Source organism: Enterobacter cloacae complex sp. 302F9 (genome assembly GCF_050030335.1).
GTDB classification, from domain to species: Bacteria; Pseudomonadota; Gammaproteobacteria; order Enterobacterales; family Enterobacteriaceae; genus Enterobacter; species Enterobacter hormaechei_C.
The window spans coordinates 3,117,800-3,131,498 of sequence record NZ_JBLGUC010000001.1 but is presented as its reverse complement, the minus strand read 5'-3'; the positions used below and the strand labels follow the sequence as shown (position 1 = coordinate 3,131,498).

Genomic DNA, 13,699 nt, shown 5'->3' with positions numbered 1-13,699 from the left:
ATAAAACTCCATCGGGATAACCCTGAGAACTGTATGTTTTTGTCTTGTAAGAACTCTTTGAGATGGAGAAGAGCCTGGAATTGTACAAAAGAATGTAGAATTGTAAACACAAATGATAATTGAAATCATTTGTGTTTGGGTGTCGGCGACAGAAATCAGGCTGGATTCAAGCGGATAGAAGTATGTAAAGAGGGGGAGGGGAAGACCCGGTAGGCAGGAGGCGCTACCGGGCAAAAGGCGGAACTTACCTGAACAGATGCTCCGCATGGAAGCGGAGATGATCCTCAATAAAGGACGCCATAAAGTAATAGCTGTGATCGTATCCCGGCTGTATGCGTAGCGTCAGCGGCCAGTCCTTCTGGCGCGCGGCTTCCGCCAGCAACGCAGGCTGTAACTGCCCGGCGAGGAACTGATCGGCATCACCCTGATCCACCAGCATCGGGATAGCGTCTTCTGGCTGGCTCGCCAGCATCAGCGCGCAGCTGTCCCATTCCTGCCATTTTTCTGCTTCTTCACCCAGATAGTGCGTAAAGGCTTTTTGCCCCCACGGCACCTGCGTTGGGTTCACAATCGGCGCAAATGCGGACACGCTGGTGTATTTCCCCGGATTTTTCAGCGCTATTATCAGCGCCCCGTGGCCCCCCATCGAATGTCCGCTTATCGCGCAGCGCTCGCTGACCGCGAACTGAGAGTGCACCAGGGCAGGCAGTTCATCGCGAATGTAGTCATACATGCGGTAATGGCTCGCCCACGGTTGTTCCGTGGCGTTGAGATAGAACCCGGCGCCTTTACCCAAATCGTATCCGGCATCGTCGGCCACGTCATCGCCACGCGGGCTGGTATCTGGCATCACCAGCGCAATGCCCAGTTCGGCGGCAATACGCTGGGCACCCGCTTTGGTGGTGAAGTTTTCGTCGTTGCAGGTCAGGCCTGAAAGCCAGTACAGCACCGGTGGATTGTCCGCAGGGGGCAGGAAAATGCTGAACGTCATAGCACAATTCAGCGTGGTGGAGTCGTGCCGCCAGCGCTGCTGTCGACCTTCAAAACAACGATGCTCTTCGAGCAGTTCCATGCAGGGCTCCTTAAAGGTAAGACGATTCATAAAACGCATAATACAGAGTTTTCATTGACCTGTGAGCAACTTTCACTTTCGCAGGACGGCGAGATGTTGCATCATAAATTTACTTTTCTTTAACAATTGGAGCGATCATGGCGCTGCGTATCGCGCTCAGCGGATTTGTGGTTCTGGTCGTGGCGATGGGGATAGGGCGCTTCGCCTTCACGCCTCAGGTGCCGCTGATGATAGCCGCCGGGCAACTCACGCTTACCAGCGCGGGGCTGGTGGCGGCAATGAACTATCTGGGCTATCTGGTGGGGGCATGGGATGCCATGCGCGCCCATCGCTTCGTTGAAACGCGTCTCTGGCTTGGCATCACCGGTGCGGTGGCGCTAACGCTGCTCTCCGCGGCGGCAGATAATGCCGTTGTTCACGGTCTGCTGCGCTTTGTGATCGGCTGCATGAGCGGCTGGTCGATGGTGCTGATTGCCGCCTGGACCAACGAGCGGCTGGGGCAACTGGGCAAACCGGGACTCAGTGCGGCCGTCTTTGCCGGACCCGGGGCCGGCATCGCCCTGAGCGGCCTGCTGGCGGTCTATATTCAGGCGAAATCCTTGTCCGCCGGGGCGGCATGGCAAATCTACGGCGTACTGGCGCTGGTGCTGATTGTGCTGGTGGCGCGCTACCTGCCGCGGTCCGGGCAGCTCCATCGGCCCGGTACCGCGCCTGAACCGCTGCTGCTGACCGCAGATCTCAAGCGTCTGGTCTGGAGCTACAGCCTGGCAGGGTTCGGCTATATCCTCCCGGCGACCTTTTTATCGCAAATGGCGGCGGTGCGTTTTCCCGGCAGCCTGTTTGCCCAGTTTGTCTGGCCGATATTTGGCGCCGCCTCGGTGGTGGGAATTGCGCTCAGCATTGCCCTGCGGCATACATCAAGCGCTAACCGCAGGCTGGCGATTGTTCTGTGGTTACAGGGGATTGGCGTGCTGGCGGCCTGGCTGCTGCCGGGCATAGGCGGCTTGCTGACGGGTGGGCTGCTGGTGGGCGGCGGGTTCCTCTGCGCCGTGCAGCTCTCTCTTTTGTACGGTCGCGAGCTGGCGCCAGACCACACGCGTTATATGGCGGGACTGCTCACCACCGGGTATGCCATTGGTCAGCTGGTGGGTCCGGTCACGTCGGCACTGTCGACCTGGCTCACACATCGGCTGGAACCTGCGCTGGGGCTGGCGGGGATCGCGCTGTTCGTTGGCGGAGCGTTAGTCTGGAACCGTCAGGCTGAAAGGCAACAGCAATTGCAATAATTATCGTCGTGAATACTGGATTATGTGCGTCGCCTCACGCACAATGAGCGCACACTTTTGCCACAACGAGGGCAAAAGACGCCACACCTGCAGGAGAAAAGAATGTCATCACTCAGTAAAGAAGCAGCCCTTGTCCATGAAGCGCTGGTTGCGCGCGGTCTTGAAACGCCACTGCGCCCGCCCGTGCAGGAGCTGGACAATGATACCCGCAAGAGTCTGATCGCCGGCCATATGACGGAGATCATGCAACTGCTGAATCTCGATCTGAGCGACGACAGCCTGATGGAGACGCCGCACCGCATCGCGAAGATGTACGTCGACGAAATTTTCTCCGGCCTGGATTACGCGAACTTCCCGAAAATCACCGTCATTGAAAATAAGATGAAGGTCGATGAGATGGTGACGGTACGCGATATCACGCTGACCAGCACCTGCGAGCATCACTTTGTGACCATCGATGGTAAAGCGACGGTGGCCTATATTCCAAAAGATACGGTCATTGGCCTGTCCAAGATCAACCGCATCGTGCAGTTCTTTGCCCAGCGTCCGCAGGTGCAGGAGCGTCTGACGCAGCAGATCCTGACCGCACTGCAAACTCTGTTGGGTACTAACAACGTGGCGGTGTCTATCGACGCGGTGCACTACTGCGTGAAAGCGCGCGGCGTGCGTGATGCAACCAGCGCAACCACCACCACTTCGCTGGGCGGCCTGTTCAAATCGAGCCAGAACACCCGCCAGGAGTTCCTGCGCGCCGTGCGTCACCACAACTAATCAGACAGGGCAGGGACCATGGAGCGAAACGTCACGCTCGATTTTGTTCGCGGCGTCGCCATTCTCGGTATCCTGCTGCTGAATATCAGCGCCTTCGGTCTGCCGAAGGCCGCCTATCTGAATCCTGCGTGGTATGGCGACATCACGCGCAGCGACGCCTGGACGTGGGCAATCCTCGATCTCTTTGCACAGGTTAAATTCCTGACCCTCTTTGCGCTTCTGTTTGGCGCGGGACTTCAGCTTCTCCTCAAACGCGGTACGCGCTGGATCCAGTCGCGTTTAACGCTGCTGGTTATCCTCGGTTTTATTCACGGGCTGCTGTTCTGGGACGGCGATATTCTGCTCGCGTATGGTCTGGTGGGGCTGATTTGCTGGCGGCTGATCCGCGACGCGCCCGGTGTGAAAAGCCTGTTTAATACCGGCGTGATGCTCTATGTCATGGGACTGGCCGTGTTATTGCTGCTTGGCATGATTGCCGATGCTTCCACCAGTCGTTCATGGATCCCGGGTGCGGCCAACCTGCAATATGAGCAGTTCTGGAAGCTGAAAGGCGGCATGGAAGCGATAGGCAACCGGGCCGATATGCTCGGCGATAATCTGCTGGCGCTGGGCGCGCAATACGGCTGGCAGCTGGCGGGGATGATGCTGATGGGCGCAGCCCTGATGCGCACCGGCTGGCTGAAAGGGGAATTTAGCCTGCGACACTATCGTCGTACGGGAGCAGGGCTGGTGCTGCTCGGCGTGATCATCAACCTCCCGGCGGTGATGATGCAGTGGCATCTTCAGTGGGATTACCGCTGGTGTGCGTTCCTGTTGCAGGTGCCGCGCGAACTGAGCGCGCCGTTCCAGACTATTGGCTATGCGGCGCTGATCTACGGCTTCTGGCCCCAGCTTTCCCGCCTGTGGATCGTCAGTGCGGTGGCCTGTGTTGGACGGATGGCGTTAAGCAATTACATCCTGCAAACGCTGATATGCACCACGCTTTTCTACCGATTCGGCCTGTTTATGAAATTCGACCGCCTGACGCTGCTGGCGTTTGTTATTCCGGTCTGGATTGTTAACGTGGTGTTTTCGGTTGTCTGGCTGCGTTTTTTCCGCCAGGGCCCGCTGGAATGGGCATGGCGACGGTTAACCGCCCGTGCTTCGGGCGTGTCATTGCGTAATACATCCAGATAACGATCTGGATCACAATCATTAACAAAACGGATGTAAGCGTTTTCATCTGTGTGAGCTTCTTCACGTAGTCTCCTCTCTCTCGCTGCCAGAATAGCCACCTTGCTAAACACAGGGGGTGTCTGTGAGTTGCTGCAATCCTTTAAAGGGTGGTGAATATGATCACCATTCGTGACGTCGCCCGCCAGGCGGGTGTTTCTGTTGCTACTGTCTCCCGCGTGCTGAACAACAGTGCGCTGGTCAGCCCTGAAACGCGTGAAACCGTAATGAAAGCCGTGACCCAGCTGGGGTACCGGCCAAACGCTAATGCCCAGGCGCTGGCGACGCAGGTCAGCGATACCATTGGCGTAGTGGTGATGGACGTGTCTGACGCCTTCTTCGGCGCGCTGGTCAAGGCGGTGGACGTCGTTGCCCAGCAGCACCAGAAATATGTGTTGATTGGCAACAGCTATCATGAGGCTGAAAAAGAGCGTTATGCCATTGAGGTACTGATCCGCCAGCGCTGTAACGCCCTGATTGTGCACTCTAAAGCCCTGAGCGATGAAGAGCTGGCCGGGTTTATGGAGCAAATCCCCGGCATGGTGCTGATCAATCGTATCGTCCCCGGCTACGCGCACCGCTGCGTCGGTCTGGATAACATCAGCGGCGCGATGATGGCGACGCGGATGCTCATCAGCAACGGCCATCAGCGCATTGGTTATCTGGCCTCCAGCCACGGTATTGAAGACGACATGATGCGCCGCGAGGGCTGGCAAAACGCCCTGAAAGAGCAGGGCATTGCGCCGCTGGAAAGCTGGGTAGGTACCGGTTCGCCGGACATGCAGGGCGGTGAAGCGGCAATGGTGGAACTGCTGGGGCGTAATCTTCAGCTGACGGCCGTGTTTGCCTATAACGACAGCATGGCGGCAGGTGCGCTTACCGCGCTGAAAGACAACGGCATTGCGGTGCCGCAGCATTTATCGCTGATCGGCTTTGACGATATCCCGATTGCCCGTTACACCGATCCGCAGCTGACAACGGTGCGTTACCCCATTGCGTCGATGGCGAAACTGGCGACAGAGCTGGCGTTACAGGGGGCGGCAGGGCTGTTAGATCCTGACGCAACGCATTGTTTTATGCCGACTTTAGTACGCCGCCATTCGGTCGCTATCCGACAAACTGTGGCTCCGATCACTAACTGATAACATCACGTGATGTAACCGTTTTCAATCTGTGAGTAAATTCACAGTATCTTAACAAGCCGCTGTCTATGATGTCAGCGTTTTAGGGGCTGAAACACAATGTAACGGTGATTATTCACTTTTACCGCTACCAGCATGCCTCAAACAACGAATAAAACGCATTTCTGGAGCGTTACCGAACACGGAAGCTGGACATTTTATAAGTGAACTTCGGCGATCAGTAACGTTTTATTAACTTCTGCCCGCCGACCGTTTTTCACAAGAACTACCCTGCATAAAAAAAACCGGAGATACCATGAATAAGAAGGTGTTGACTCTGTCTGCTGTCATGGCAAGCATGCTTTTTGGCGCAGCAGCGCACGCAGCGGATACCCGTATTGGCGTGACTATCTATAAATACGACGACAACTTCATGTCCGTTGTGCGTAAAGCAATTGAAAAAGATGCTAAATCAGCGCCAGACGTGCAGCTGCTGATGAATGACTCCCAGAATGACCAGTCCAAACAGAACGATCAGATTGACGTTCTTCTGGCAAAAGGCGTGAAAGCGCTGGCTATTAACCTGGTTGACCCGGCGGCGGCAGGCACGGTGATCGAGAAAGCGCGCGGCCAGAACGTGCCAATTGTCTTCTTCAACAAAGAACCTTCCCGTAAGGCGCTGGACAGCTACGACAAAGCGTATTACGTGGGTACCGACTCCAAAGAGTCCGGGATTATCCAGGGCGATCTGATTGCGAAACACTGGGCGGCGAACCCGAACTGGGATCTGAACAAAGATGGTCAGATTCAGTTCGTTCTGCTGAAAGGCGAACCGGGCCATCCGGATGCTGAAGCACGTACCACCTACGTTATTAAAGAGCTGAACGACAAGGGCCTGAAAACCCAGCAGCTGGCGTTAGACACCGCAATGTGGGACACCGCTCAGGCGAAAGATAAGATGGACGCGTGGCTCTCTGGTCCGAACGCCAACAAAATTGAAGTGGTCATCGCCAACAACGATGCGATGGCAATGGGTGCCGTTGAAGCCCTGAAAGCCCACAACAAGTCCGCCATTCCTGTGTTCGGTGTGGATGCCCTGCCAGAAGCGCTGGCGCTGGTGAAATCTGGCGCTATGGCCGGTACCGTGCTGAACGATGCCAACAACCAGGCGAAAGCCACCTTCGATCTGGCGAAAAACCTGGCCGACGGTAAAGGCGCCGCTGACGGGACTAACTGGAAAATTGACAACAAAATCGTTCGCGTTCCTTACGTGGGCGTAGACCAGTCCAACCTGGCTGAGTTTATCGGTAAATAAGTTATCTGCATTGTCTTCACTGGGCGCAATTCGTTGCGCCCTTTTATAACGCGATATGCGAGGCCAACAAGGTATAATTATGGTCAGCACAACTAATCAGTCGTCCGGTGAATACTTGTTGGAAATGACCGGTGTCAACAAGTCATTCCCCGGTGTTAAGGCGCTCGATAATGTTAATTTAAAAGTTCGTCCACACTCTATTCATGCGTTAATGGGTGAAAACGGTGCGGGTAAATCAACATTATTAAAATGCCTCTTTGGGATCTATCAAAAAGATTCTGGCAGCATTCTTTTTCAGGGAAAAGAGATCGACTTCCATTCAGCGAAAGAAGCGCTGGAGAACGGTATCTCGATGGTACACCAGGAATTAAACCTGGTTCTGCAACGTTCAGTTATGGATAATATGTGGTTGGGTCGTTATCCAACCAAAGGTGTCTTTGTCGATCAGGATAAAATGTATCGCGACACCAAAGCCATTTTTGATGAGCTGGATATTGATATCGACCCGCGCGCACGCGTCGGGACATTATCCGTTTCCCAGATGCAGATGATCGAAATTGCCAAAGCGTTCTCCTATGATGCGAAAATCGTGATCATGGATGAACCGACATCGTCATTAACGGAAAAAGAGGTTAACCACCTTTTTACCATTATTCGTAAGCTGAAAGATCGCGGCTGCGGCATTGTCTATATCTCACATAAAATGGAAGAGATCTTCCAGCTGTGCGATGAAATCACCATCCTGCGCGACGGCCAGTGGATCGCCACCCAGCCGCTGGAAGGGCTGGATATGGACAAGATCATCGCCATGATGGTTGGCCGTTCTCTGAACCAGCGTTTCCCGGATAAAGAAAACAAGCCAGGCGAAGTGATTCTGGAGGTGCGTAACCTGACCTCGCTGCGTCAGCCGTCTATCCGCGATGTCTCTTTCGATCTGCACAAGGGGGAGATCCTTGGCATCGCAGGGCTGGTGGGCGCTAAGCGCACCGATATCGTGGAAACCCTGTTTGGTATCCGTGAGAAAGCCGAAGGCACCATTACGCTGCACGGTAAGAAGATCAACAACCACAACGCCAACGAAGCCATTAATAATGGCTTTGCGCTGGTGACGGAAGAGCGTCGTTCCACCGGTATTTACGCTTATCTGGATATTAACTTTAACTCGTTAATTTCTAATATTCGCAATTATAAAAATAAAGTCGGGCTGCTGGATAATTCCCGCATGAAGAGCGATACCCAGTGGGTGATTGACTCCATGCGCGTGAAAACGCCGGGCCACCGCACGCAAATTGGCTCACTCTCGGGAGGGAACCAGCAGAAAGTCATTATTGGTCGCTGGCTATTAACCCAGCCTGAAATTCTGATGCTGGATGAACCTACGCGTGGTATCGACGTGGGTGCAAAATTTGAGATTTACCAGCTGATCGCCGAGCTGGCGAAAAAAGATAAAGGGATCATTATTATTTCTTCCGAAATGCCGGAATTGTTAGGGATCACAGACCGTATTCTGGTTATGAGCAATGGTCTCGTTGCCGGTATTGTTGAAACCAAAACGACAACGCAAAACGAAATTTTGCGTCTTGCGTCTTTGCACCTTTAAGATCAGGGGCTCCTCATGAGTGCGTTAAATAAAAAAAGTTTTCTCACTTATCTGAAAGAAGGCGGTATTTACGTTGTTCTTTTAGTCTTGCTGGCGATTATTATTTTCCAGGACCCTACGTTCTTAAGTCTGCTGAACTTGAGTAACATTCTGACCCAGTCTTCCGTACGTATTATTATCGCGCTTGGCGTGGCGGGACTTATCGTTACCCAGGGGACTGACCTTTCGGCAGGGCGCCAGGTGGGTCTGGCGGCGGTCATTGCGGCAACCCTGTTGCAGTCGATGGAAAACGCCAACAAGGTGTTCCCGGAGATGGCGACCATGCCGATTTTCGTGGTGATCCTGATCGTGTGCGCCATCGGCGCGGTAATTGGCCTGATTAACGGCATCATCATTGCTTACCTGAACGTGACGCCATTCATCACCACGCTTGGCACGATGATCATCGTTTATGGTATCAACTCCCTGTACTACGATTTCGTCGGCGCGTCTCCAATCTCTGGCTTCGACAGCGGCTTCTCGACCTTCACGCAGGGGTTTGTTGCGCTGGGCAGCTTCCGTCTCTCCTACATCACCTTCTATGCGCTGATTGCGGTGGCGTTCGTCTGGATCCTGTGGAACAAAACCCGCTTCGGTAAAAACATCTTTGCTATCGGCGGTAACCCTGAAGCGGCGAAAGTGTCCGGGGTCAACGTGGCTCTGAACCTGCTGATGATTTACGCCCTGTCCGGGGTCTTCTACGCCTTCGGCGGGATGCTGGAAGCGGGCCGTATCGGCTCTGCAACCAACAACCTCGGCTTTATGTACGAACTGGATGCGATTGCAGCCTGCGTGGTTGGCGGCGTCTCCTTCAGCGGCGGCGTGGGGACCGTGCTGGGCGTGGTGACCGGTGTGATCATCTTCACCGTTATCAACTACGGCCTGACCTACATCGGCGTGAACCCCTACTGGCAGTACATCATCAAGGGCGCCATCATCATCTTCGCGGTTGCGCTGGATTCACTGAAGTACGCGCGTAAGAAGTAAGATCTTCAGAATGAAAAGGCCCGCTCACGTAGCGGGCCTTTTTTTGCCTGGTGGCGCGACGCTTACCGGGCCTACAAAATCGCGATCGTAGGTCGGGTAAGGCGAAGCCGCCACCCGACAAAAGTTATTACTTCTTCTGAATTTCCAGCAACTGCTCTGGCGTTACCGCCGGATAACCCTGCGCATCCTCCGGCACTTCGTGCATCGTTGGGATCGGCACCAGCGGGCCTAAAAAGCGCGGTTCACGTTTGAACAGGTACAGGTCAGCCAGCGCACCAAAACGGGCGCCAAACTCACGTACGCGCACGCTCAGCATATCCTTTGGCGATGGCACCGCATAACACTGCGCCTGAATGCCCATATGCAGGGCGATAAACAGCGCCCGCTCGCAGTGGAAACGCTGGGTAATGATGATGAAATCATTGGTGTCGAACACCTTGCGGGTACGCACGATGGAATCAAGCGTGCGGAATCCGGCGTAGTCGAGCACGATATCGGCCGGGTCGACGCCTGCGGCAATCAGATCTTTGCGCATCGTCACCGGCTCGTTATAGCTTTGCAGCGCGTTATCGCCGCTCAGCAGCAGATAGTTCACCTTGCCGCTGTTATAGGCGTTCAGCGCGCCCTGAATACGATACCGGTAATACTGATTTATGACGCCAGTGCGGTAATACTTGGCGGTGCCAAGCACCACACCAACCTGACGGTAGGGGAGATCCTGTAGGTCATCAAAAATGTAGGGGGCTGTTTTCCAGCTCATCCAGCGGTCGAGGCCCAGCACGATCAACAGCAGTATGCCGACCAGGACAGACAGGCTGTAAAACACGCGCTTTAACATGCAGATGGCTCTTACCGATGATGAAATTTCCCTCAGGCTACTGTACCCGCCTGGTTAGCGCAAGAAACAGCGATTCAACTGAGGGGTTTTTCGTCAGACTGGCGGGCAACTCTGCCCGCCGAACAGATTATGCCAGCAGCACGCGGTCGATGGTTGAACAGCCCAGCGCTTTCAGCGTGGCTGCGGTCGCGTCCCACTGGATCAGCGGCGCATCGGCCTTTTCAGCCAGGATTGCGCGCTGAATATCCGGGTAGTCATACCCGTTCAGGCTAAGCAGGTTCAGGGCACCCTGGAGCGGAGGCAGCGTCGGGTTAAATGCGGCGTTCTCTGCATAGCTGCCGGTGAAGATGCGGCCGTCGCGGCACTGAAGGGCGACGCCGCTTGGAGATTTGCTGTAGGGCGTGTGGCTTTTATTGGCGGCGGCAATGGCCGCTTCGCTCAGCTCATCTCCCGAGAGCGCATAACCGTGGTCCTGCTCGTCCATCAGCAGGGTTTTGATCTCAAGATCTTTCGGGCCGAAAGCATCCGGCAGGTAATCACCCAGCGTATGCGGTGCGCGTCCCGGCAGGTTGATACGCAGTTCAAGACCGCTGTTCAGCTCATTCATAAACTGGCGGCAGTGGCCGCAAGGGGTATAGTTGACGGTGATGGCGCGCAGGGCTTTTTCGCCGCGCAGCCAGGCGTGACTGATGGCGCTCTGCTCCGCGTGGACGGTTTGCTGCATGGTCGCACCAAGAAACTCCATGTTTCCGCCGAAGTACCAGGTTCCGCTCACGCCGCGCGCAATTGCGCCTACGTTGAAATGGGAAAGGTCAGCGCGGGCGCAGGCAGCCGCCAGGGGCAGCAGGGCGAAAGCCAGCGCGTCTTCGTCCAGCCCCGTTGCCTGTTTAAGGGTCGTGACCTGATCTGCCGTCAGCAGGGCGGGGAAATGCGCATCCGCCAGAACCGGAGCCAGGGCTGATTGCAAATTCTCTGCAAGCTGAGAGAAAGCAGCTTGAAAACGTGGATGCATGACGTTGCCTCATCAAGGTTAATGGATCGGTAGTGTACGGAGCCGTACGGCCTTTATATGTGATCCAAATCTCATTATGTGTGCAACTTATGAAATGAAAATGAAATTTGCGCGACGCATCGCAAATTTTAGCCCATGACTGCCAGAATAATCGGGAAGATAAACGGCGCGACCAGGGAAGTGATAATCCCGCAGATCACCAGCGCCAGCGAGCTGAATGCCCCTTCCTGATAATCCAGTTCCGCGCAGCGTGCGGTGCCCAGCGCGTGCGAGGCGGTACCCATCGCCAGACCGCGTGCCGCTTTGGTCCGAATTTTCATGATATTCAGCAGCGTATGACCAAACACCGCGCCCAGGATACCGACGAAAATCACGCACACGGCGCTGATGGCCGGAATGCCCCCGATGCTGCCGCCCACGGCCATGGCAATCGGCGTGGTGACGGATTTAGGCAGGATAGAGGCGGCGATCTGCGGCGACGCGCCCATCAATAAGGCCACCGAGGTACCGGTGATCATCGCAACAAGGCTACCCACAAAGCAGATGGTAATGATGGATTTCCAGCGCGCGCGGATCTGATGCAGTTGCTCATATAAAGGAAACGCCAGCGCCACCACGGCAGGCTGCAACAAATCGTTGAGGATCTTGCTCCCGGCGAAGTAACGCTCATAAGGAATGCCGGTGAGCAGCAGAAAAGGAATAATCACCACCATGGCGACCAGCAGCGGGTTGAGCAACGGCATTTTGAAACGCACCGCAAGCTTACGCGCAGCAAAGAACACCACCAGGGTTAACGGCAGGGACCACCAGATATTCGCCATCATTTTTTTGTTTTCTCCCCGACGACCTTGCGTTCGCCATGCACAATGTGTGAACTCCAGCTGACGACCAGGAATACCACCAGCGTACTGATGGCGCAGGAGACCACAATCGGGCCGAACTGCGCTTTAAGCACATCGTAATACTGCATCACCCCAACGCCGATAGGCACAAAAAGCAGGGCCATATAGCGAATGAGAACGAAGCACCCCGGATTAACCCATTTCGCGGGCAGCACCTGTAATGCCAGTAGCACAAACAGGATCAGCATGCCGATAATGCTGCCGGGTATCGTAATCGGCAGCAGCGAAGCGATAAAAATGCCGGCGTACAGGCAGGCATAAATGAGGACGAAGGCGCGAAGGTATTGCCAGATAGTATTCAGTGATTTGCTCATGGTGAAAGTCCTTGCTGAGACGTATTCATCATACAATTAAACCTGAAAATGTGCCACGGATCACATCATGAATTTTGGGCATACCAGACATTCCGCAATGGAACGCCGGGCTTTCAACATACATAGAGAGCAGCTACTATAGCGCGTCTTTTTTCACAGGTACTCAGAATGCGTGTTTTACTGGCCCCGATGGAAGGTGTGCTCGACTCTCTCGTGCGCGAGCTGCTTACCGAGGTGAACGATTACGATCTCTGCGTGACGGAGTTTCTGCGCGTGGTCGATATGTTGCTGCCAGAAAAATCATTTTATCGTCTCTGCCCGGAACTGCATCGTCAGAGCCGCACTCCGTCCGGTACGCTGGTGCGCGTCCAGCTGCTCGGCCAGTATCCTGAGTGGCTGGCTGAAAACGCCGCCCGCGCGGTAGCGCTTGGTTCGTACGGCGTCGATCTTAACTGCGGCTGTCCGTCAAAGCTGGTCAACGGCAGCGGCGGGGGGGCGACGCTACTTAAAGATCCGGAGCTGATTTATCGCGGCGCAAAGGCCATGCGTGAGGCGGTTCCATCGCATCTGCCGGTGACGGTCAAAGTGCGTCTGGGATGGGACAGCGACGACAAGCAGTTTGAAATTGCTGACGCGGTGCAGCAGGCGGGCGCCACCGAGCTGGTGGTGCACGGGCGAACCAAAGAGGATGGTTATAAAGCCGAGCGCATTAACTGGCAGGCGATTGGCGAGATCCGCAAACGGCTTACGATCCCGGTGATTGCCAACGGCGAAATCTGGGATTACGAGAGCGCGCAGGCCTGCCTCAAAGAGACCGGCTGTAATGCCGTGATGATTGGCCGCGGTGCGCTGAACGTGCCGAACCTCAGCCGGGTGGTGAAATATAATGAGCCGCGGATGCCGTGGGCGGATGTGGTGAAACTACTGCAAAAATACACGCGGCTGGAAAAGCAGGGCGATACCGGCTTGTATCACGTCGCGCGCATTAAGCAGTGGCTGAGTTATTTGCGTAAAGAGTACGACGACGCGCTGGGATTATTTCAGGAGATCCGTACGCTACAGACGTCTGCGGATATTGCCCGGGTGATCCAGTCAAAATCCTGAGCGAAGTGTGAAGTGTTTGCCCGGCGTGGAGCCGGGCAACAGAATCAGAAAATCATCTTGAATACGCCGGTTACCACCAGCAGCCCTATCAGAAATATAATCAAAATAACCCACAATAATATTTTC

General features: G+C 55.0%; 13 protein-coding genes. 8 read left to right on the top strand and 5 right to left on the bottom strand.

What is annotated here, in order from left to right; translation table 11 throughout:
• Nucleotides 1-244: 244 nt before the first annotated feature.
• Nucleotides 245-1,072 (bottom strand): S-formylglutathione hydrolase, encoded by an 828-nt coding sequence (gene fghA / locus ACQG0T_RS15160; protein ID WP_032103246.1) that lies wholly within the window; start codon nucleotides 1,070-1,072, stop codon nucleotides 245-247.
• Between the two features lie 137 nt (nucleotides 1,073-1,209).
• Here fghA and ACQG0T_RS15155 point away from each other — a divergent pair, with 137 nt between their 5' ends.
• From ACQG0T_RS15155 to mglC, 7 genes are all read left to right on the top strand, one after another.
• Entirely contained in the window at nucleotides 1,210-2,358 is a 1,149-nt protein-coding gene (locus ACQG0T_RS15155) for a YbfB/YjiJ family MFS transporter (RefSeq protein ID WP_017383385.1), read from the top strand.
• Nucleotides 2,359-2,460: 102 nt separating this feature from the next.
• On the top strand, nucleotides 2,461-3,129 hold the full coding sequence (gene folE / locus ACQG0T_RS15150) for a GTP cyclohydrolase I FolE (protein ID WP_015572317.1): 669 nt from the start codon (nucleotides 2,461-2,463) through the stop codon (nucleotides 3,127-3,129).
• Between the two features lie 18 nt (nucleotides 3,130-3,147).
• Nucleotides 3,148-4,305, top strand: a complete 1,158-nt coding sequence (yeiB, locus tag ACQG0T_RS15145) for a DUF418 domain-containing protein YeiB (RefSeq protein WP_271040360.1) — start codon at nucleotides 3,148-3,150, stop codon at nucleotides 4,303-4,305.
• Nucleotides 4,306-4,460: 155 nt separating this feature from the next.
• The gene (galS, locus tag ACQG0T_RS15140; RefSeq protein ID WP_003859324.1) at nucleotides 4,461-5,483 is read left to right on the top strand and encodes an HTH-type transcriptional regulator GalS; all 1,023 of its coding nucleotides are present in this window, start codon (nucleotides 4,461-4,463) and stop codon (nucleotides 5,481-5,483) included.
• 295 nt (nucleotides 5,484-5,778) lie between these two features.
• Nucleotides 5,779-6,777 (top strand): galactose/glucose ABC transporter substrate-binding protein MglB, encoded by a 999-nt coding sequence (mglB, locus tag ACQG0T_RS15135; protein ID WP_017383382.1) that lies wholly within the window; start codon nucleotides 5,779-5,781, stop codon nucleotides 6,775-6,777.
• 79 nt (nucleotides 6,778-6,856) lie between these two features.
• On the top strand, nucleotides 6,857-8,377 hold the full coding sequence (gene mglA, locus ACQG0T_RS15130) for a galactose/methyl galactoside ABC transporter ATP-binding protein MglA (RefSeq protein WP_271040359.1): 1,521 nt from the start codon (nucleotides 6,857-6,859) through the stop codon (nucleotides 8,375-8,377).
• Between the two features lie 15 nt (nucleotides 8,378-8,392).
• The gene (mglC, locus tag ACQG0T_RS15125; protein WP_003859318.1) at nucleotides 8,393-9,403 is read left to right on the top strand and encodes a galactose/methyl galactoside ABC transporter permease MglC; all 1,011 of its coding nucleotides are present in this window, start codon (nucleotides 8,393-8,395) and stop codon (nucleotides 9,401-9,403) included.
• Nucleotides 9,404-9,530: 127 nt separating this feature from the next.
• On the opposite strand, the gene sanA is transcribed toward mglC, so the two are convergent.
• The 4 genes from sanA to ACQG0T_RS15105 form a co-directional block, all read right to left on the bottom strand.
• Nucleotides 9,531-10,241: an outer membrane permeability protein SanA gene (sanA, locus tag ACQG0T_RS15120; protein WP_003859314.1), complete on the bottom strand. Its 711-nt coding sequence runs from the start codon at nucleotides 10,239-10,241 to the stop codon at nucleotides 9,531-9,533.
• Nucleotides 10,242-10,368: 127 nt separating this feature from the next.
• Nucleotides 10,369-11,253, bottom strand: a complete 885-nt coding sequence (gene cdd / locus ACQG0T_RS15115) for a cytidine deaminase (RefSeq protein ID WP_032103253.1) — start codon at nucleotides 11,251-11,253, stop codon at nucleotides 10,369-10,371.
• Nucleotides 11,254-11,381: 128 nt separating this feature from the next.
• Nucleotides 11,382-12,077, bottom strand: coding sequence for a CidB/LrgB family autolysis modulator (locus tag ACQG0T_RS15110; RefSeq protein ID WP_015572322.1), 696 nt, complete (start codon nucleotides 12,075-12,077; stop codon nucleotides 11,382-11,384).
• On the bottom strand, nucleotides 12,074-12,469 hold the full coding sequence (locus tag ACQG0T_RS15105) for a CidA/LrgA family protein (protein WP_003859308.1): 396 nt from the start codon (nucleotides 12,467-12,469) through the stop codon (nucleotides 12,074-12,076). Before ACQG0T_RS15105 ends, ACQG0T_RS15110 begins: the two co-directional genes overlap by 4 nt.
• Nucleotides 12,470-12,637: 168 nt before the next feature.
• On the opposite strand from ACQG0T_RS15105, the gene dusC reads away from it, so the two are divergent.
• A complete protein-coding gene (gene dusC / locus ACQG0T_RS15100) occupies nucleotides 12,638-13,573 on the top strand; it encodes a tRNA dihydrouridine(16) synthase DusC (protein WP_015572323.1) in 936 nt (311 codons plus the stop codon).
• The last annotated feature ends 126 nt before the right edge of the window (nucleotides 13,574-13,699 follow it).